At 36.5% G+C, this 21815-nt stretch carries 15 protein-coding genes and 2 pseudogenes; 8 read left to right on the top strand and 9 right to left on the bottom strand.

Going from position 1 to position 21815, the window contains the following annotated elements; genetic code table 11:
* From H4J76_RS20075 to H4J76_RS18975, 5 genes and pseudogenes are all read right to left on the bottom strand, one after another.
* Window positions 1-77 (bottom strand): annotated as a pseudogene (locus H4J76_RS20075) (Type I secretion system protein TolC); the annotation flags it as partial.
* Window positions 78-165: 88 nt separating this feature from the next.
* Window positions 166-357, bottom strand: a pseudogene (locus H4J76_RS18990) (hypothetical protein); the annotation flags it as partial.
* Window positions 358-620: 263 nt separating this feature from the next.
* A complete protein-coding gene (locus H4J76_RS18985) occupies window positions 621-3164 on the bottom strand; it encodes a TonB-dependent siderophore receptor (RefSeq protein ID WP_259377167.1) in 2544 nt (847 codons plus the stop codon).
* A 468-nt stretch (window positions 3165-3632) separates the two neighbouring features.
* On the bottom strand, window positions 3633-4694 hold the full coding sequence (locus H4J76_RS18980) for a FecR family protein (protein WP_182231102.1): 1062 nt from the start codon (window positions 4692-4694) through the stop codon (window positions 3633-3635).
* A 25-nt stretch (window positions 4695-4719) separates the two neighbouring features.
* Window positions 4720-5280, bottom strand: coding sequence for an RNA polymerase sigma factor (locus H4J76_RS18975; RefSeq protein ID WP_182216409.1), 561 nt, complete (start codon window positions 5278-5280; stop codon window positions 4720-4722).
* Between the two features lie 764 nt (window positions 5281-6044).
* Here H4J76_RS18975 and H4J76_RS18970 point away from each other — a divergent pair.
* Entirely contained in the window at window positions 6045-8960 is a 2916-nt protein-coding gene (locus tag H4J76_RS18970) for a UvrD-helicase domain-containing protein (protein WP_182216411.1), read from the top strand.
* A 346-nt stretch (window positions 8961-9306) separates the two neighbouring features.
* Here H4J76_RS18970 and radA read toward each other — a convergent pair whose 3' ends face one another.
* Complete coding sequence (gene radA, locus H4J76_RS18965; RefSeq protein ID WP_182216413.1) at window positions 9307-10683, bottom strand: DNA repair protein RadA; 1377 nt, start codon at window positions 10681-10683, stop codon at window positions 9307-9309.
* A gap of 503 nt (window positions 10684-11186) precedes the next feature.
* Between radA and H4J76_RS18960 the strand changes: the two genes are divergently transcribed.
* From H4J76_RS18960 to H4J76_RS18950, 3 genes are all read left to right on the top strand, one after another.
* Window positions 11187-13100 (top strand): hypothetical protein, encoded by a 1914-nt coding sequence (locus H4J76_RS18960; RefSeq protein WP_182231101.1) that lies wholly within the window; start codon window positions 11187-11189, stop codon window positions 13098-13100.
* Between the two features lie 43 nt (window positions 13101-13143).
* Entirely contained in the window at window positions 13144-15516 is a 2373-nt protein-coding gene (locus H4J76_RS18955) for a hypothetical protein (protein ID WP_182231100.1), read from the top strand.
* Window positions 15517-15582: 66 nt separating this feature from the next.
* Complete coding sequence (locus tag H4J76_RS18950) at window positions 15583-16452, top strand: toll/interleukin-1 receptor domain-containing protein (protein WP_182216419.1); 870 nt, start codon at window positions 15583-15585, stop codon at window positions 16450-16452.
* Window positions 16453-16561: 109 nt separating this feature from the next.
* Here the strand turns inward: H4J76_RS18950 and H4J76_RS18945 are convergent, their stop codons facing one another.
* On the bottom strand, window positions 16562-16768 hold the full coding sequence (locus H4J76_RS18945) for a hypothetical protein (RefSeq protein WP_182216421.1): 207 nt from the start codon (window positions 16766-16768) through the stop codon (window positions 16562-16564).
* 173 nt (window positions 16769-16941) lie between these two features.
* Complete coding sequence (locus H4J76_RS18940; protein WP_182216423.1) at window positions 16942-17829, bottom strand: LysR substrate-binding domain-containing protein; 888 nt, start codon at window positions 17827-17829, stop codon at window positions 16942-16944.
* Window positions 17830-17958: 129 nt separating this feature from the next.
* On the opposite strand from H4J76_RS18940, the gene H4J76_RS18935 reads away from it, so the two are divergent.
* From H4J76_RS18935 to H4J76_RS18925, 3 genes are all read left to right on the top strand, one after another.
* Window positions 17959-18417 (top strand): DoxX family protein, encoded by a 459-nt coding sequence (locus tag H4J76_RS18935; protein WP_182216424.1) that lies wholly within the window; start codon window positions 17959-17961, stop codon window positions 18415-18417.
* Between the two features lie 71 nt (window positions 18418-18488).
* Entirely contained in the window at window positions 18489-19439 is a 951-nt protein-coding gene (locus H4J76_RS18930; protein ID WP_182216426.1) for a glutathione S-transferase family protein, read from the top strand.
* A 64-nt stretch (window positions 19440-19503) separates the two neighbouring features.
* Window positions 19504-20211, top strand: coding sequence for a pirin-like bicupin family protein (locus tag H4J76_RS18925; RefSeq protein WP_182216428.1), 708 nt, complete (start codon window positions 19504-19506; stop codon window positions 20209-20211).
* Window positions 20212-20338: 127 nt separating this feature from the next.
* Here H4J76_RS18925 and H4J76_RS18920 read toward each other — a convergent pair whose 3' ends face one another.
* Entirely contained in the window at window positions 20339-20656 is a 318-nt protein-coding gene (locus H4J76_RS18920; protein WP_182216429.1) for a hypothetical protein, read from the bottom strand.
* Between the two features lie 309 nt (window positions 20657-20965).
* On the opposite strand from H4J76_RS18920, the gene H4J76_RS18915 reads away from it, so the two are divergent.
* Window positions 20966-21634: an OmpA family protein gene (locus tag H4J76_RS18915; protein WP_070376549.1), complete on the top strand. Its 669-nt coding sequence runs from the start codon at window positions 20966-20968 to the stop codon at window positions 21632-21634.
* Window positions 21635-21815: the final 181 nt, after the last annotated feature.

Genomic DNA, 21815 nt, shown 5'->3' with positions numbered 1-21815 from the left:
CGTCGAACACAACGCGCCACACAATGGTAATAAGGTGTGTCTACTAAACTGATTTGTTGCTTCCTTGGCGTGGCCATAACTCACCTAAGATAAAGTAGCTTGATTACTTTAGCGTAGTACAAAGGTAAAATTTGTTCAATTTAGGATGAGTGTCTTGTTAATTTGGGCACAAACCTCAATTGCAAAGACTTGCGTCAGAAAATGCAGTTTGTCTTCCACCCAACCTCGCCGGTGCTCAAAGCTTTGACCTGAAAAGGTATCTTCACCACATAAGAAAGCGCGTCGAACGCAACGCGCCACACAATGGTAATAAGGTGTGTCTACTAAACTGATTTGTTGCTTCCTTGGCGTGGCCATAACTCACCTAAGATAAAGTAGCTTGATTACTTTAGCTTAGTAGAAAGGTAAAATTTGTTCAATTTAGGATGAGTGTCCTGTTAATTTGATATTTAAAGAAACAGCGATTGGGGAGGTTATTTGTATTTGTTTTAAGTTGTTTCGTTTGTGTATTAAATAAATTAAAAAAAGCAAAGTGTGATCACTTTGCTTTTTTGATTGTAATAATTTACTTATAGCTAAATTATTTGAAACCAGTATATGTATATGGTTTAAGTATACAACTAGAAACGGTATTCAGCACCGGCGTAGAAATAGGCACCATTAAAACCAAAAGGTGCTGAACGGCGTGAATAAGTAAACACACCAGGACTACTGACAACAACATTGCCATTGGCGTCAACAATAGTGCCGGAGCGAGAATTTCCTATTTCATTTTTATCAGGGTACACATCAAAAATGTTATTTCCACCGAAGTTAAATGAAAGCTCATCGTTAAATTGATAATTCACGCGTAAATCTGTTAATACTTCGGCGCCATACGTTTGTCTTTCACCATCAAGAACCGTGTATTCACCGTAACGATTAAAGGCTAAGTTAACTGTGAAATCGCCAATCTTATATAAGCCACTTAAACTTATGCGGTCTTGAGGTTGCCATTCTTCAATAATAGAAATCGCCTGCTCTGAAAAAACATCCTCAGGTGAAATTCCACCTAATGCACTACCTGCTGGAGTATAAGTATCGGTAACTTCTGTTTCTGAAAAGTTTGCGGCAAATGTTAAGTCTAATGTGCCAGACATTACTTCTGTATTCCATGTTGCTATAATATCAACACCTGTTGTTTTAGTGTCAGCACCATTTAAAAAGAATTGCCCTGCACCTGCTCCAGAAGAAGCTAATGCCGCATCAAGCGCTGACGATAAACCGTTACCTAATGAATTACTCAACACAATGCGGTCTTCAATTTTGATAGAATAAAAGTCAACAGTTAAATTAATATCATCGGTAACTCTTACAACAGAGCCAATACTAAAGTTGGTTGATACTTCTTCTTTTAGCTCAGGAATACCAATAGCTTGCGCTAGAATACTGTCATTTCGGAAAGTACCAATTTGTACTGCAATTTGGTCCCCACCATTAGGATTTGTCTGGAATTGAGTACTAATATTATCAGTATAAAGTTGTTGCATTGACGGAGCTCTAAAGCCAGTACTTGTGGCGCCACGCAATGATACATCATCAGTAATTGACCAATTAGCAGCAAGTTTGAAATTAGTGCTATCACCAAAGCCGTCGTAATCATCATAGCGAACCGCTGTGCTAATAATTAGGTTGTCAGTGACTTCTGCTTCTGTGTCAATGTAAAAAGAAATTACATCACGAGATTCATCAACAGATTGTAGTGGGGCTGTACCACCAAATCCTTGTGTTCCTGCACTGCGATCTGTCTCATATATGCTATTACCGAGTTCATCGGTATCATAGTCTCTGTATGAATATTCATCACCTGCTTTTACTCTGAATTCATCCGTGCGAAACTCGGTACCCATAGCTAAAGAAAACCAATCAAAATTTTGAGTGTAATCCATATTAATTGTTTGTAAGGTGAGTTCTAAGCCGTAAGCAAACGCTTCGCGAGGAATTGAGCTACGAATCTCATTAGCGGATAGTGCTGAGGTGTAGATGAGTGAATTAGCATAAGATGAATTTATTGTATCCCGAGTCGTGTAATCAATATTATTTTCACCATAGGTATATGATAAATCTAATGATGAATCATTACTAAATTCAGTTTTATAACCAAAGTTGTATGAAATATCTTTTATTTCAGTATTGATTTTAGGTAAAAATCCAGCAGGAATAGTTGCATCACCATCTTGAAGCTGTGCGTTACCTCCGCCGTTCGCATTATGGCGAAAGAAAGCTGCAGATTCGTTATCACGGCTTGAATAAGTAACAAAACCATACAAATGACCATCAGCTAAATCGTAGCCAGTATTTATCGTTAGTCCTATTTGCTCGGAGTCTGCGTCGCCAATACGAAATGTTTCACGAGTGGCGGTAGCTTCACGCGGATCGCCTAATAAAAAATCGCCATTATCAAGCTGGGTACAACCTGAAAATTGACATGAGCCATGTAAGCCTGCTCTGTCAGAGTAGCCTCTATCACGTATATTTAATGTGGTATTAAGGAAGCCATTATCGCCAAGTGCAAAACCCTTAGAAATATCGATATTCGTAGTTTCACCATCGCCAGCTGAGTTCTCGCCATAAGAAACACCGACGCTTCCACCTTCACTTTGATCTTTAAGAATAATATTAATGACACCGGCAATTGCATCTGAACCATATTGCGCAGCGGCGCCGTCACGTAATACTTCAATACGCTTAATAGATGCGGCAGGAATAGCATTCATATCTGTACCAGCAGTACCACGTCCAACTGAGGTGTTAATGTGAATTAAACTCGCTTGATGGCGGCGTTTGCCGTTGATTAACACTAATGTTTGATCAGGACCTAAGCCACGCAAGGTAGCAGGGCGCAATGCATCAGTTCCATCACTAATCGATGAGCTTGAAAAGTTAAATGATGGGGCTATGGCTTGTAACATTCTACCGACTTCTGTTTGCCCAGTGTTAAGCAAAGCTTCAGCAGACAAAATATCTACGGGAACAGGTAAATCTTCTGCAGAACGACCAGCAACACGGCTTCCTATAACCGAAATTTTTTCTACTTCTTGCTCACTGACTTGAGCAGGCTCTTGGGCAAGTGCTGTTTGACTTGCTGCGCTTAGCATTAGTGGAACTAAAGCTGCTTTGAGCATTGTGCTTTTATTCATTGTTATATTACTCCTGAGATGTTTATGTAGTTTTATGCTCAGTTGACCAGCGTTATCTATAACAGCGGTTAAGTTGGTGTTTTTTAAAAGTTGTTGTAAACCGTCTTTAACCGAATATTTGCCCTTTAACTCATTTGCATAATGTTCTTTTGTTAAGTCATAGGAAAATAAAATCGTTTTATTTGCCTGTAATGCAAATGAAATGAGCGCTTTATCAGCACGCTGTTCCTTTACTGTAAAGTTGATCAAGCTTTCGGCAAATGCTCCAGACGTGAATATAAGACAGGTACATATAAAAAATGTAGCGCTTGTTAACGGCCGAAATACAGAAAGTTGAAAACGACAAAATAACTTTTGCCAACCTTGCAGTGTTAATAAACAGTTCAGAAGGAAAATTCCTCTATAATATTTTATAAAAAATATATTGAGTTAAAAGATAGGGAGTATTTAAAGTTATTTCGTAGTATTTAAGCTCAAATGAATTGAATTTTCATTTACTTTTTCAAATTGAATATTGAAGTTACTACTTAACGATTTAAGGAGTCCATCAATATCATTCGCCTTAAAGTAACCGGCCACTTTTATTTTATTGAGTTCAACATCCTTAATTTCAAAGGTTGTAGTGGTATAACGACTGATTTCGGCTAATGCTTCATCGAGTGGTTTGCCATTAAAAACTAACATACCTTGTTGCCAAGCAAGTTCTCGTTGAATTTGCTCAAATGAAGTTTTTTTATTTGATGTTTGAATATTATTTTCGATGGTGGCAATTTCACCAGATGTTATCAAAAAACCAGGTAATTTTTCTTTAGGTAAAGTAGATAACATCTTTGCTATTTTATTTAATGGTTGGTTCGACTTGGTCATTAATACTTGACCTTCGGTGACAACAAGCTCCATGTTTTCATTAGATTTTCTTTTTACATTAAAGATTGTGCCTAACGCGGTAAATGATTTTTCGCCAACTGTTACGGTAAAGGGTCTACTTTTATCTTTGGCAACATCAAAGTTTGCTTCGCCTTTAATCAATGTTAATAAGCGATTGTTTTTTGAATAACTGACTTCAACTAAACTATTGGTATTAAGTTTAATTCTGGAGCCATCGGACAGTGAAAACCGGGTTTGCTGTCCTATCTCTGTTTGCAACGTTCTTACTTCAACAAATCTTTTTTCGATATTGTCATCAATAAAAGGTGTGATGTTCACAAAGAAGTTACCCGCAAATAACAGAATAAAGGTAATGCCTGCTGCAACGGCATATTTAGTGATAACATTATGCTTTTTTTGAATCGGCTTTTCTAATGTAAATAGTGCACTTAACTCATTGAGTACACTTAAATCATCCCAAAGTGCAGCTAAAGAAAATAAGGTTTTACGATGAAAATCACTTTGATTCACCCATAGTTGAAAATCGAGTTTATCCTTGTTGGAAAGACCCCGATCAATTTTGCTTACCCAAAGACTTGCTTGTGCTTTGATGTCGGCTTTACTGGTGAATGGTTTAACTGTTGTCATACAATATTCTTTTTTAATTTATATTTTATTTTATAATTGAACGTGCGTTATTTTTTAAGGTTGAAGCTTTTGGTGTACTATTTTGCTCAATCCTTTCCATATATTCAGCGCACTTTAATAAGCCCTTAGCGACATGTTTCTCAACTGTACTTTCACTAAGGTTTAAATAGTTAGCTATTTCCTTTTGGCTGAAACCGTAAACTTTTTTTAATATAAATGTTTTGCGGACTACGATAGATAATTGCTCTGTCGCTCGGCAAAATAATAAGAAACGTTCCTTACTCTCAAATTGTTCTTCAAATTTCAGTGAGGTTAATCCAGTCAAAGCGTCAGCAGAATCATCTAATGAATCACTGTATTTATTATCCCACTTATTTACGTGATTTAGCGCAAGATTTTTAGCTGTTTTAAGAATAAAACTACGAGCGTATTTTATTTCTTCTTTGAGATCGGCTTCATAAGTTCGAATAAACGTCTCTTGTATAATATCATCAATGTCATCAGGACTGGCGATTTTATTGATATAGCGCTTAATATTAGCCGTGTAATTAACAAACAGCGTAGTGAATTTATTATTCTGAGCCATTGTTGTTCTTGTTATTCTTATTTTATTGTGAAACCGAGTGTAGGGCGGGAAGCAAAGAATTACAATGACATTAAATAAGATTTAGTTTGTAGATTAAGTGATGACAAATTTGTAACTCTTGTTGAACACCTTGATCTATTTACAGGAAAAAACTGGGGAAAATTTGAATACCTTACATGGACGGCAGAGGTTGAGTACTATGATATTAAACATGTCTTACCTAGAAAGTTATGCCTATTAAGGTTTGAGCTTAAAGGTAAGTGTGTCGTTTTTTGTTTTTGATAATGAAAATAAGCTTCAAGCTACTTCAGTTTAGAATGAGTGTCTTGTTAATTATTGTTAATTATCTTCTTCATTTTAGAATGAGGTCTCGTTAATTATTTTTTGTTTTTGATAATAAAAATAAACTTCAAGCTTCTTCAGTTTAGGATGAGTGTCTTGTTAATTATTGTTAATTGTTAAGTGTTAATTGTTAATTGAGCTTTTGATAATAAAAATAAGCTTCAAACTACTTCATTTTAGGATGAGTGTCTTGTTAATTGTTTTATCTATTATACGCAGGCCCTAATAGATAAAATAATTATATGGTTAATGGAGAAGGGTAAATAATAAACAGATCAGTGGTATTTTATAAAATTTAAACGCGAGTATTTGTTGAGCGTATATGAGATTTGGTCTGCTGAACACAGAATTACCTTTACACTAGTGGTAGAATTGCAGCTTAGGGTAAGTCGAATTTTTCTATATCTAGGTTTGTGCTGTAAATGAAATGTATATCTTCAAGTGTTTTTGGGCGCTTTATTGGTAAAACTACGAAAATTAATATTACTGAAATCGGCTTATCTATTGATGTTGAAAACACCTTAAGCCAAATTAAATGGCAAGAACTTATAAAACCGCCAATGTTTCATATCAGCTTTTTTGGGCACATAATGACATTGCAAACAGCAGATAAAAGTTATGCTTATAGTATGCTTGCCTTCAATGCTAAACGCGAACATAAGAGCCAGTGTGAGAAACTTTGGGCGTTAGCCAACATTAAGCCAGTTAATGCCTTATTAACGACCATCAAAAAAATTATCACCACTCGCTATTTACGTCAGTCAAATATTGATGTTATTCAGTCATTAGTCAATCAAGAACTCAAACGTTGGTTTCCTTGGATTAACACCAGCAAAACACTGCCGATGGTTGCTAAGCAGCTGCAGCAGTTGTCGAATTACCATAACTGGCAAGAGCAAACTATAGACGATTGTCGTGAACGTTATATCAAGCAACAGCTTCAAGCCCACCAAGCCTTTTTTGATCGTGTCGAGTCTAATCCTTTAACGTTATGTCAACGGCGCGCCTGTATTATCGACAATGATAATAACTTGTTGTTAGCTGGCGCAGGAACAGGTAAAACCAGTGTGATGGTGGGACGAGCCGGTTATTTACTTAACAGCGAACAAGCGCAGCATAGTGACATTTTATTATTAGCTTATGGCCGAAAAGCGGCTGATGAAATGGACATAAGAATAAAAGAAAAATTATCGACTAATAAAATTAGTGCAACGACCTTTCATCGTTTAGGCCTTAATATTATTGCTCAAGTTGAGGGAAAAAAGCCTAGTTTATCGGTATTCGCCGAAGATGAAAAAGCAAAAGCTAAGTGGATCCAAAGGTGTTTTGAAACCTTGATTAATGAGCAAGCCCAATATCGTCAACTTATCATAGAGTATTTCAGTAAATACTATTACGTTGAACGTAATGATTCTGACTTTGAAAGCCTAGGTGAGTATTACCAATATTTAAACGATAATGATATTCGTAGTTTGAAAGGAGAGAAGGTTAAAAGTTTTGGTGAGCTTTATATTGCCAATTGGTTATTTAACCACGGAATAGAATACCAGTATGAAGCTAGCTACGTTCATGATGTAAAAACAATCGAGCACAGACAATACCAACCAGACTTTTTTCTACCTGAACTTAATGTTTATATTGAATATTACGGGGTAGATGAGAACGGGAATACAGCATCTTACATCAATAAAAGTGAATATCACACATCTATTCAGTGGAAACGAGACACCCATAAGAAATTTAACACTCATTGTCTTGAATTTACCTATGCTCAGCATAAAAAAGGGCAATTAATTAGCGCTTTAGAATCATTTTTTAATGCTCATCAAGTTAAATTTGAATTACTCCCTGATGAAGTGATACTCGAAAATTTAAAAGAAAGTGGGCGGATAACAACACTTGCCCAAATGTTTTGTCAGCTAGTAGGACTTTATAAAGCCGCGTGTTTAGACCATTCTTTAGAAAATAATGTGATCATCAATTCTTCTGATCCAAAACAGACCACGAAAGCATTAACGTTACTTAAACCGATTTTAATCGCTTATGATGAACACTTAACATCTCGCGCTGAAATTGATTTTGAAGATATGATTAATAAAGCATTAGGGTATGTGCAAGAGGGGAAATTTAATTCGCCATGGCGTTACATCATGGTCGATGAATTTCAAGATATATCAGAGCCAAGAGCACGGTTAGTTAAAGCCTTACGTGACAATAATAAAGCCTGTTCAGTTTTTGCTGTTGGTGATGATTGGCAGGCGATATATCGCTTTAGTGGCGCTGAAATTACCTTAACCACAGGGTTTGCCCATTACTTTGGCGTTACCACTCAATCAGCTTTAGACCAAACCTTTCGATTTAATAACCAAATAGGCAAGGTGGCAACAGTTTTTATTTGCCAAAATCCAGCACAAATTAAGAAAAAAATAAAATCGTTAAAACAAGTTAAAGCACCTGCAGTTTCATTACTTAAACGAGAGAATGGCGCATTAAACTCTTCAAAAAAAGGTATTGTTGATGAAATGGCCAATGGTGCAATCGATGATGTTTTAGCGGCTATTTCAGCTAAAGCGTGTAAGCCGGTAAGTGTTTATTTATTAGCGCGTTTTTGGTTTCAATTACCAGACAAAGTCGATCTAAATCGGTTAAATAATCAATATCCGCTATTAACTATTGAATCTCAATCTTTTCATGCTTCTAAAGGAAAGGAAGCCGATTATGTCATTATTCTTGGACTCAAAAAAGGTGCTCATGGTTTCCCTTCAGAAAAAGTAACGCCAGCATTACTCGACGCCTTACTCGCGAAAAAAGAAGCCTTTGCTTATGCCGAGGAACGACGATTATTTTATGTTGCCCTAACGAGGGCTAAAGATAGGGTTTATGTTATTGCCGATATGACTGAAGCAAGCTGTTTTGTTAAAGAGCTTGTTAGCGATCATAACATCGAACTTGATGAATTTGACAGCACAGCCAGTCAATCATTTATAGATGAGATCAACTGCTTGGTTTGTGAAACAGGCACCTTAAAGAAACGAACAGGGCGTTTTGGCGATTTTTATTCATGTTCACACTTTCCTCGCTGCGAGCATAAAGAGAAATCCTGTACTAGCTGCCAAAGTCCTATGACACGAAAACGTCACCCAGGTTTTAAGTTTTGTTTGAATGCCGCCTGTAAAAGCATCATACCGACGTGTGAAAAATGTCATGCTGAAATGGTGTTACGCTCAAGTAAAAGTGGTGAGTTTTGGGGATGTAGAAACTATAAAGGTAATGAACCAATGAGCTGTAAAAATGGCCTTGATACCGACAAAATAAAATGGCCAGAATTGGTGAGTTAACTAACGCGAAATAGTTATTAAATGGGATACAGATAAAGCCAATGAATTCTCTATTTAGTCAGCCATCATATTTTTAATAATGATAATAGCTGTTCATAGAGTCCAGTTTGATTCATTAAAATCCTTTTTAATTTAACACTTTATTAGTTCCAGGATATCTGAAAAGTTATACACCATTATAATTAGCGTGATGAAATACTGAAAAATTTTCATACTCCAGCCATTGTCATCACCTTTGTTTGTATAAGATGTAGCATTTACTATTCATCACAAAAATAGAGGTCAACAAACTTAATTATTAGTTAACTAGGTTGCTGACCTGTATTTTCACGTACAAAGACTAGTGTCAGAAAATTTCTAGCACGTCTTTAACATGAGATACGGGTATCAAGGTAATCCCTTTAGTTTCTAAACGTTTATTGTAATTACGTTTAGGTAATATGATGACTTTAAAGTCGTTACGAATCGCTTCTTTGACGCGCTCTTCACCTGAAGGTACAGGTCTTACACTGCCATCTAACCCTATTTCTCCAAAGGCAATAGTATTGACCGAAAACTTATGCTCTCTTGATGACGATATCATTGCGAGGATCAAAGGCAGATCTGAGCCAACATCTTTGGTTAAGTTAACACCTGACACCACGTTTACGTAAATATCATTACCGCCAATATTGACTCCCATACGACTTCTCAATATGGCTAACAGCATTTGCATGCGTTTATAATCAAAGCCAACACCACCTCTAATAGGATTTTCAGCTTGAGATTCGGTGACCAGCGATTGAATATTGATTAATAAAGTTCTTCCGGTATCGTTTGATGCATAGGCCATATTCCCACTCGATTCAGCACCATCTTTATCTAAAAAGATGGCCGATGGGTTTACAACATCTTGCATACCTTTGGCTGTCATGGCAAAAGTGGCTATTTCTGTGGTGTCACCAAAGCGGTTTTTAGAGGTTCTAAGCGTTCGGTATTTACTGTCAGCTTCTGGCTCTATTTTACACATACAATCGCCGATGTGCTCAAGTACTCTAGGCCCAGCCATATCTCCGGATTTAGAAACATGACAAACTAATATTACGGTAACGCCATGCTCTTTCGCTAGTCGGTTTAGCATAGCAGCGGATTCTTTGACTTGAGTAACACCGCCAGGAGAATTGGGCAGTGAACTAATAAATGCCGTCTGGATAGAATCAACAACAAGGAATTTATAACCATCGGTGACCATAACATTACAGATAAGCTCTACGTCACCGGAGTTCATTATGTCAATTTTAGAAATGTCGGCTTGTAGCCTTAAACCGCGGTCTCTTACTTGCCCTTTAGATTCTTCGCCTGAGGTATATAAAGATTTACCTATTTGACTTAAATGAGCACATGTTTTTAACAATAATGTACTTTTACCCGCACCAGGGTCACCCGCTACAAGAATAACAGAACCTTCAACGATACCACCGCCCAACACTCGATTGAATTCAGAGCTACCGGTGTCAAATCGAGTTAAGTCCATATCAGAGACTTCACTCAACTTATCTATCTTTGCATCTTCTTTAGAGTAACCTCGGTGAGCGTTTTTACTTGGTGTGCGCTGGGTTATTACCTTGGACTCTTTAAATTCTGTGATGCTGTTCCAAGCTGAACAACTTGAACATTGACCTAACCATCGAGGATGATTTTCACCACACTCGGTGCAAACATAAGTTGTTTTATCTTTTGCCATAATATTCTTAATAATTTATTTGTGGGGTTATTATATCGTGCTAGTCATACTAGTTTAACTAGCCAGTTACTTGAATCAATACAATTAATCGACTGACAAGTTTTGAGTATATTCATATCGCTCTCGCACATTTAACCATAAGCTCAGGTGAAGAAGCAAAAATATAGTCTATGTCCCATTGGGAGCCTTTTCAGACTAAGTTATAGCTATTTCATTAATGCTATTATATGGAATATGTATTGTCGTTAATAGATGATGAAACAACTTTAATTTAACATAAGTTATTTCATTTATTGGTGAAAAATCTGCTTGTTGATTTCAAATGAAAAATATTATTAAAGTTGATTTTTATTATTTGCAATTAATATATCGCGCGTAGACAAACACTAAAAAAGAGTATTTTAGCCTTGCTTTAGATCATGTTATACCTATAAAGCGTTTGATTTTATTAATTTTATAGGTATTATCACAATCATATAACAATGGAAGTACGAGTTCAAAAAATGGAATTACTTGCTAGTCATTTAACATCAAAACTCCCCTTTATTATTGGTATTACTGGTCATAGAGACATACTGACTAATAATGCAGACACAGTAAATGACAATAGCGCGGAACTTAAATCTACCATTCGTGCAACGCTACTTCACTGGCATCACCAGCTAAACTCAGTAGCTAAACCTAATAAAACTTCTGTTAACGAAAGGCAAATAGTCACGCCAATTTGGCTTATGTCTGGTCTAGCAGAAGGAGCAGATTTATTATCTATTGAAGTGGCATTAGATTTACAAGCTGAATTAGGTTGTGAGGCGATAAAAATTATTGGCTGTTTACCTATGCCGCTGATAAATTTTGAACAAGACTTTCAACCCAATAGTAATAGTTACTTCCAGCTTAAAAAAATGGTTTTAGCCCTCCAGAAAAATGGTAATGAATTACTCGAAATTAAACACTCGTTGGTTGATAGTGACTATCAAATCGCGATTGATGATCTAGATTATGGCGATCTCAGGAATAGCCTGTACCTTAATCAGGGATTATTTATTGCAAAATATGCCAATGTGTTAGTTGCTTTATGGGATGGATGTGATGCAAATGGATGTGGCGGTACCGCTGATATTGTTAAATATAAACTGGGTATGGAAGTTCATTGGCCTGATAATACTGAAAATCTATCATTAAAAGCCGTTTCTGAATTTGATGGTCAAATTGCGGGCCTTGTTCATCACCTTTTTGTCAAAAGAGTTAGTGTAACTAATAATATATCTCCGTTATTATTAACGGATCTCCCCCAGAGTGACGCATTAGCGCATTTAACACCCGAAGTGGGCGAGCTCTATGCATATAGCTATGCTGGAAATGAAAACGCATTGACCGACTTTATCTCTACAGAGTTTATTCAGTTATTATCTGAGCTACGATTTTATAATAGTTATAGCGCATCAGAGTCGATTGACGTTGCTAATACCTTTACTGCCCCTGACGTCGATAATGGCCTTTCAATTTCAAACCCTATTTTTACGCTAGCCGATGATCTTGCCTTAATTGGACAGCAAAAATATCGAAAACTTATTAAATTGTTTTTTTGGTTTGCCATTGCCGGATTTACTTGTTATGAATTAGCGGGTAATTTAGTTAATTCAGAAGAGGGAAGTTGGGTCATTTTAGTGACCTTATTGTCTATTATCGCTTGTTGGCGAGTTATTCGTTACGCCGGTAAAAATGAATTGAAATGGAAGTATCAGCTTAGTCGAGGTGTCGCAGAAGCCATGCGTATTAGGGGGTTTTTAAACTTGTCTAATATCCCGCCATCGGGAGAGCCTATTATTCCAAGACGTTATCGGAGCCACTTACCATTATTTAATCATGCTATTGCTATAACCGAAATCGATTGGTGGCGTTCATCCGCTGATAAAAACCTCGATGAGATTCGAGATACTTGGATAGGTGAACAGCGAAGCTTTCTTCAAAGCCGATTACAACTAGGTGCTAAAAATTTAGTTGAGCTTCTTTATAAACGACCACTTTATGCGGCATTGCTATGCTCATCGTTCTCAAAGAAGTGCTTTATTCTAGCGATTGGTCTTGGCGCGATTCTTTTATGCTCTATGTTAGCTCAGCAGATATTCAATTTTTCTACCTTAAATGATGCTAATAACATGCTGATGATGATTGTGCAGTATAGCCTTATGGTAGGCGGTGTTGTCGCATTGTGGAGTGAATTATTTGGTTATGAAAGCACTGCCAGTGGCTACAGCAGTATGGAAGAACTTTACGCTCGAGCTCAATCTTTATTAAAAGGAGATATGACATCAGCAAAAGAATTAATGCTATTAGCCCTAGCGAGAGAGGCTATGTTTGAACATGTTAACTGGTCAAGTTCAGAATCGAATAACGATATTAAAAATCGTAACTAATTAACTAACTAACTAATAAAGAATAAAATAGGATATTAATTCAATGGCCAATAGTTACCAGCGCTATAAAACCCTTACGGATAAAGAGCTAGAAACAGAAGAAGTTAGACGATTAGACTTGGGTATCTATGAGATAGAGTGGGGCTTAGACAATAGCTTTAATTGGGTTTGTAAAGAACAAGATGAAAAGCAAACCATTGCTCGCCACAATGAACGTATCATAGGTACCATGGCGCTAATAAATATAGAGTATAAAGATCATTTTTTGACTGTTGATTTAGAGCATGCTATTCAAATTTCGAGCAACAAAGATGGTCGATTAGTTAAAAGGCTTAATGGTCATACGGGTAAAGTTATTGGTTTAATTGAACTTCCTAATGGTAACTTACTGTCTGTCAGCTTAGATGGAACGATTAAGCATTGGGACATGAGAAGTTATAAATGTATTGCAACCATTGAGGCTGATGTTAGCTGCTTAGATGATGTTGATTTTGCTAATGCGAAAACACTTATTATTAAGAATAAGTTGGACACAAAAATCTGGCGATTAACGGGTAAATTACTCGCTGAATTAACGGGGTTTACTAAAACTGTAGAGTACATCAAGTGGTTTAAATCAGACACTTGGATTGTCAAACCTGAAAATGAAAATCCAAGTCAATGGTCCGCTAAGGGTGAACTGATTCATCAGTATAAATTCTCTTTTTCTCCTCGTACCGATGTACTTGAATTAGATAATCTTCAACTGTTAATTAAAGATACTCATAATATACTTCAGTTGTGGTCTAAAGATGGGGAATTGTTAGAGAAACATGTTAAAGATGTTGGTATTACTGATTACTTCGATAAGTTAGTGACCGCAAGTAAGGAAAGCGAGAATTGGATTGAATCACATGCCAGTACTGATGATTATCCACTAACATGTAATAGTTTTGAATTTGGAGACTTCCACTTAAAAAGTGGTAAAAAAGAGATTGAAAACCAAGAATTGTTGTTCAAAAAAAGTAGCGGTAATCGCATCATTTGGGATTTCTTTTACCGGCCAATAGAAAGAAATATAAAAACGGCATTAAAAGAAAATATTGATTTGGCGCGTCAAGCTGAAGAAGAGTTAACACTACAAAAATCTAAAACCGAAAAAAGCATAGAAAAACATCGTAGTAAGCGAAAATTTGCTAAATTTACAGCTTTATTTTTCTTTTTTCTCGCCATTACTCTCGGCGGAATTGGTGTGGTAGCACTGTTTTTAACTGATAACTTTGACATGCTTGTCAAATCAATCAGTCCAATAGTAGATAAAATGCTTGAGTCCAAGAACACACTTAAACATATCAAGCTACTAGATTTACAAATTATATTTGCTACAGGTACAGGGGCGTTACTGTTCATTTCCTTGCTCTGGTTTATTCGCAATCGACGTCAGAAAAGTAAGCAGTTTAAAAACGTGGGTAACCTTTCGCTTATTGAAGTGATGTTAACAACCTACGGTAATTTGATTGAAACAATTAAGACACACCGCTCTGAGATACTCAATAATTTACCTAGTCATCAAGATAATGAGTTATTTAGCGGTGTTAAAATAAATAAACTTATTGAACAAAAAATCGAAAATGAAATTCAGCAAGCGGCCATGCAAGAGTGTAATATCGATCAGTCAGATATTACTTATCAACGAAGTGATGGTCAAAAAAGTGAGTCGATTGTTCTGCAAGATTGGTCGTATATCCAAGAAAATAGTCATCCTCGACTTAATAAGCAAAATGAACAAGCGGTTCGTTTTGATAGCAATGGGCAATTAGTTTGTGCGGTAAGATCAATACAATATATTTTCTTAACTAAAGAAAAAGTTGATGTTTTCTCCACCTACTATGATTTTATTGCTGATAAATACATTGGCCGTGAGTCAAACTCTTTTTACTACAAAGATGTCAGCAATGTCACACGTAAAGACGTTCATCGTAATCGCTTTGGCCAAGAATTAACGGGAAGTGAAATTACACTTTCAGTCACTAGTGGGGCAAAAATCAGTCTAACACTGATGAATGATGAGAGTATTAGAGAGTTTTCTGAAACCTTAGCTGAAAATGACGCACATAGTATCGAGCAAGACACCGCAGGTGGAATTGCTGCTGTTAAAGAACGACTTGCAGTTGAATCAGAAGAGTTAACCGTATACTACAAAGCAGAAATCGCTCGTGCTAAAGAAGCAAACAAGAGCGAGTTAGTGAAATTGTTAGATATCACTCAGCAAAAATTAATGAGTTATATCGAAGAACAATGTGATATTGCCAAGAACTATGATCCAGGTGACTCAATAGCAAAGTCTCAATCTAAAGATAGTTTAGTTGATTTAGCTTATAAGAATATCCGTACACAAATAGAAAGCCATAAAAGATCTGAAGCCGTCTTAAGTTAATTTATTACAACACATGAAGTTAACCGCATCGGAACATTTTAAAAATTTAAATACGGAAAATTAAAGATGAGAAACATATTTTTAAGTTACAGCACCAAAGATTCAGACGCAGCAACCAAGATTGTAGAAGGCTTAAAAGCAGCAGGTCATAAAGTTTGGTTTGCACCCAATAAAATTTTAGGTGGCGAGAATTATGCTGAAAATATTGAAGAGGGTATCGAGCAGTGCGAGCTTTTTGTATTATTAGCTTCAAAGCATTCTATTGGCAATAAGTTATTAAAGGTCGCAGCTTCAGAAGAAGTTAGTAACGAAATACAACTCGCTAAAAAACATGGCTTAAAACAAATACCTTTAAAGTTAGATGACAGTATAGTTTCAGGGGCTGCAGGTGGAAACAATTATCACTTTATTCGTAAGCAATGGATCGATGTTATTGTCTCATTAGAATCTGGTGACTTTGCTCCAATTGTAGAGCAAATCATAGCAACAGCGGATAACATTGAAACTAAAAGTTTGGATATGCAGTACATAGAAAAAGCGGAAATCGATTTGATTATCGGTGACTTTGAGCAATCTGTTCGAGCATTGGGTGAATACAGCTTTTTAGATAAATATGTTCCGCGAGTAGATTTTATAAGGTTAATTTCAAACTTATTACGTAAAGGTATAAAAAACCTTAATATTAGTGAAGCAGACGACTTCACTTCTGAATTTCAACGATTACGTAATACCCATATGGCATCTTCTGCAGCATATATGCTGGCGATATTGAAACTATATTGTTATCAACCAAAGGGGTTTAAAAATAATATTGAAGACTTCGCTACTTTAAAAAATTCAGTGAAGTCATGCAAACCAATAGATGTTAAATATCGATTTGTCGCAGATAAATTGTTACCAGCAGATAGTCAGTTTGCCGTTGAATGGTTAATATAGTTACTTTCATATCAAAAGATGAGCAACATGAGCCTAATTGTTCTTAAATAACAAATAGGCTCAGTTAATAATAATTTGCAAGGTCACATTACTGCATTACATTTTAGTTTTACTTTAAAATTTTATGTATAGCTTCACATAAATTTACTGCGACATAGGCTTCAAAATTTTCCGCTGGATCAAATGATCGTTCATGGGTGATATTAATAGAGGCTAAATGCTTGATTAATATTTTGAGTTTTTCTTCTTTTGATTCTGCAGATTCATTTAAGGTATCGCTGATAGAAAATAGTTGTTCCCAAAGGTTATTATTCATCGAAAGGTCTCTCACACACTGATGCCGTAAATAAAGTTATCGGCAGAAAAAATTAGCTTTTAAGCTACAAATTGTGGAGGCGACTTTAAATGAAATAGATAAAAACGTCTACTCTTGTATTAATGATATTTATATTAATAATTAAAGGCTTAAGGTTAACTATTATTGCTAGTTTATTGTGCTGATAAGATAGCGATTAATTTTTTTAATCCTTTACCTTTGTTGGTTATTTTCCATGCCATAAATAAGTCTTGCAGTGGGCGCTCTTCTGCTAATTTAATAACTACCAGCTGGCCTGATTCAATATGATGTTGGATGAGGTTTTTGGGTAAGTATCCGATGCCAATCCCTGCAATAATCGCTTCAATTTTTATCGCAATCGAGCTGACAAAGAAATGTTGACTGCCCTGGATAATATTAACTGACCAGGGGATCTCATGTTGGGCTGAGTCATGAACGACGACATTCCTATATTTTGATAAGTGTGCTGATTCAAGCGGCCCTTTAAGAAAGGCTAATTGATGTACTTTGTTAACCACTAAAACATTTTCAGACATTGCAATTTTTATTGCCCTAATACCTTTTTGATTGGGCACAGGTGAAGGAGCGCCAATAACTAAGTCGACCTTATCTTCAATTAATGCCTCCCACGTGCCGTTCATTACTTCTTCTCGCACATCAATTTCAATATTTTGATGGGCGATTAAAAATGCTTCTATGCCTTTAAAAATAGTTTTTATATCAATAATGGAATCGCAAGCAATACGGATCTTGGGTTCCCAGCCATTAGCAATTGTTTGAGTTTGTTCTGAAAGGGTATTAATGGCCGTTAGTACTTTACGGCCCTCTGATAATAAATGCTTGCCTGCTGGCGTTAGCACGGCGCGACGGCCTTGTCGTTGAAAGAGTGTCACGTTTAACTGTTCTTCTAGCTTTTGAACGATATAAGAAAGCGCTGAAGGAACTTTATTCAATTGTTCTGCTGCGGCCGCATAAGTGCCACGCGTTTCAATAGCATCTAATACAAGTAATGCTTCAATACTAATAGGTGGCGTTTTCATGGCTATTATCCAGATATTTAATTGTTCAAATTATTTGAACATAACAAACAAATAATAGGGGTTATTCGATATCAACTCAACCTTTACAATAGCTACATATTAAATTATTAGTCATTAAAGAGTATTAAAATGTCATTTATAAATACCATCAATAGTATCACTAAAACTGAACAATCTTTATCAAGCTTACCGCTACGATTAATTGCCGGGTTAATTTTTACCGCTCATGGTGCGCAAAAGTTATTTGCTTGGTTTGGTGGTTATGGATTAGAGGGAACCGGACAGTGGATGCAATCTATAGGGCTTGAGCCGGGTTTCTTTATGGCATTAATGGCGGGTAGTGCTGAGTTTTTTGGCGGGATATTATTATTGATTGGTTTTCTCACTAGACCTGTCAGTTTTGTCTTGGCTATTACCATGATAGTGGCCATCTTTAGTGTTCATATCAGTAATGGCCTGTTTATGAGTAATAACGGTTATGAGTTTGCTTTATCGTTATTAGCGATAACGCTTGCGCTATTTGTGCAAGGTGGCGGAAAACACTCTATTGATCGTCTCGTATACCGAAAGCTAATTAAAAATACTTAATATGTAAAATAGCTAAATCACCTGCCAGTAAAAGTAATAATGGCTAAATCAATAAATTTAAGGAGTTTGTTATGGGATTAATCGTTAACGGTAAATGGGTCGACCAATGGTATGACACCAATAAAAGTAAAGGGCAGTTTGTTCGTCAAGATAGCCGCTTTAGAAGTCAAATTTCATCAGATGTTAATAGTCAATTTAAACCAGAAGCGGGCCGCTACCATTTATATGTTTCGTTGGCGTGCCCTTGGGCACACAGAACACTAATATTTAGAAAGTTAAAACAACTTGAAACAATTATTTCGGTGAGTGTTGTTGAAGCTAAAATGATGGAAAATGGTTGGACGTTTGGTGATAAGGGAGATCCACTTTATCACTTAGATTATGCCTACCAATTATATTTAAAAGCAGATCCTAGCTATGAAGGACGCGTGACAGTCCCTATTTTATGGGATAAAAAAACTCAGACGATTGTTAATAATGAATCCATTGAAATCAGTAGAATGTTTAATTCAGCATTCAACGAGTTAACAGGTAATGTTGATGATTACTATCCTGTTGAGCAACGAGAAGCCATAGAAACGGTAAATACGCGTATTTATGACACTATTAATAATGGTGTTTATAAAGCAGGTTTTGCGACGACACAAGCGGCTTATAATGACGCATACCACAGCTTATTTGACAGCTTAGATTGGCTAGACGTACTCTTATCAAAACAGCGGTATTTAGTGGCTGACAAAATAACCGAAGCGGATTGGCGCTTGTTCACCACACTGATCCGTTTTGATGCGGTATATCATGGGCACTTTAAGTGTAATCGCCAAAAAATCAGCGAATTTCATCATATTAAGAACTATGTTAATGAACTTTATCAAGTACCTGGCATTAAAGAGACGGTTGACTTGGAATACACTAAGACTCATTACTACGCGAGTCATTTAACGATTAATCCAACAGGTATTGTCCCTTTAGGCGCCGCGGAACACTTTGATGCGCCACATGACCGTAATCGTCAATACTAAGGGTTAATAGGTTAAAGGTTTGACTGGTAAATAAAGCTAGATAAATAAATACTGAGGAAATTTGATGATAAAACATTATCTTTATAAAAGCTTAGGTAGCGCTAACCATGGCTGGCTTAAATCTAAACATCATTTTAGCTTTGCTAATTATTACAATCCAAGCCGGATGGGGTTTGGAAAGTTACGTGTTGTTAATGATGATTGGGTTGAACAGGGCATGGGCTTTCCTTCGCACCCACACCGTAATATGGAAATTATCAGTTTTATTCGTTCAGGTGCGCTCACTCATCAAGACAGTACCGGCAATAAAGGCACAACGAAAGCGGGTGAAGTTCAAGTGATGAGTGCAGGTACAGGTCTTGTGCATTCAGAATATAATCGCACTAAAAATCCATTAACTTTTTATCAAATTTGGATTGAAACTAATAAAATCGATGTGGCACCTCGCTGGGAAAGTAAGAAATTTCCTACCGAGCACCTATCAGCGCTGACATTGTTAGTATCAGGCTACCCAGCAGATAAAAATAAGGCGCTGTTTATTAACCAAGAAACGCGCATATACGGGGGGAAATTAGCGAAAGGAACCGTTATTGAGCATAACATTGACCATCAAGCTTATATATTAGCTTCAGCAGGTATGTTTAAAGTAGAGGATAGCTCAAAAATTATCACCATGAACGCAGGAGATGGCGCTGAAGTCACTCAGTCAACGACAATTTTACTCAGGGCGTTAATTGACTGTGAAGTGATTATTATCGACACGATTAATTAGCTAAATCAAGTAATGTAAACCACGAACGTTCTCTTAAAATCGTATATTCTGAACATTTTAAGCGCTGGCGTTCGTGTCTAGCATTAGCTCTTTTATTATCTAGCAATATTTCATTACTAAAGTAGACCTAATGTATAACGCGTTGCTGCTTGTCCCAACGACTTCCTTGCCAATGAGTAATCGTTCCACAAGCTTGGCAAGTGTCGCAATGCCATTCAATTAGCCCTAAGGTTATTGATTTAGCTTTAATTTCTCCAGTACACGAGAGTTGTTTAGCACGAGTATTACATTTTAAGTTAACGTGAACGAGCGGTTGCTCAATATTTTCAGAAAGGGCTAATACAATTTTACTCAGAAAAACAAAAACTACTTTTGCTTGGTCAGTAAGTTCGAGTACGTTGCCCTCGTCGTCAATAAAATGTCTAAAATCTGCTGCTAACGTCATCGGTTTTTCCATAGAATACTCATGCCGCTAAGATATAGTAGTTAACGCTATTGGTACAACACTTCTCAGTAAATATAACATCAGTAATTAATTTAGGTAGCTTGAATGTTATAAATATTAAGTATAAAATTAGTGCTGTTTTAGATATGTGTATTTTCGTTATATATTCAGGCCCGAGTCTCCATCGGGTTTTTTTGTGCCTTAAAATACATAGACGAAAAGCAATAATGGCAAGACTGCCCCTGCAGTAATTTATTAATAGCCCAAGCTTTGTACAATAAGCAATAAGGCCAATAAAGGAAATTCACCATGAAAAAAATAATCACCACCGCATCTGCGATATTATTGCTACAAGCCTGTACAACATTTGATCCCTACACAGGTGAAAGTAAAACCAGTAAAACAGCTATAGGCGCAACTGCAGGCGCAAGCTTAGCAGCAGTCATTGCCTTTATAGACAATAAAGACAAAGACAGCAGAACACGTAACAAACGTATTTTAGCAGCAGCATCAGGTGGCGCCGCAATCGGCGGCGGTATTGGCTACTATATGGACACTCAAGAAGCTAAATTGCGTAAGCAATTGCGCGATAGTGGCGTGAGTATTGTGCGTGACGGCGACAAAATTAACCTTGTTATGCCAGGCAACATTACTTTTGCTTCGAACAGCTCAAACATTAACAGCAATTTTACTAGCGTATTAGATTCTGTTTCTTTGGTGCTTGAAGAATATAACCAAACCATTATTGTTGTTTCTGGTCACACTGACTCTAGTGGCTCTGCCCAGCATAACCAGAAATTGTCTGAAGACCGAGCTGGCTCAGTTGCTAATTATCTTCGTGGACAAAAAATCCTTAGTGATCGTTTAGAAACTGTTGGCTTTGGCGAAACACAACCGGCAGTAACGAACAAAACAGCTGCAGGTCGCGAGCTTAACCGCCGTGTTGAAATAACTTTGTTACCGATAGAACAGTCATAAAGCGTCAATAAAATAAAGCCATTATCACAGCGTTATATGCATTGATAATGGCTTATTGCTTAAGACGCTTGGCGTTAAAAGGGCGATACCATTAACATGACTTTATTAGTGCTACCCATCAACATTTCAAATCAATATCTACAATCAACATTTCAAATCATCATCTACAATCAATTTCAAC

This window comes from Colwellia sp. BRX9-1 (genome assembly GCF_014077195.1).
In the GTDB taxonomy this organism is placed as follows: Bacteria; Pseudomonadota; Gammaproteobacteria; order Enterobacterales; family Alteromonadaceae; genus Colwellia_A.
The sequence above is the reverse complement of the archived record's forward strand: the minus strand, read 5'-3'. Positions and strand labels throughout refer to the sequence as shown.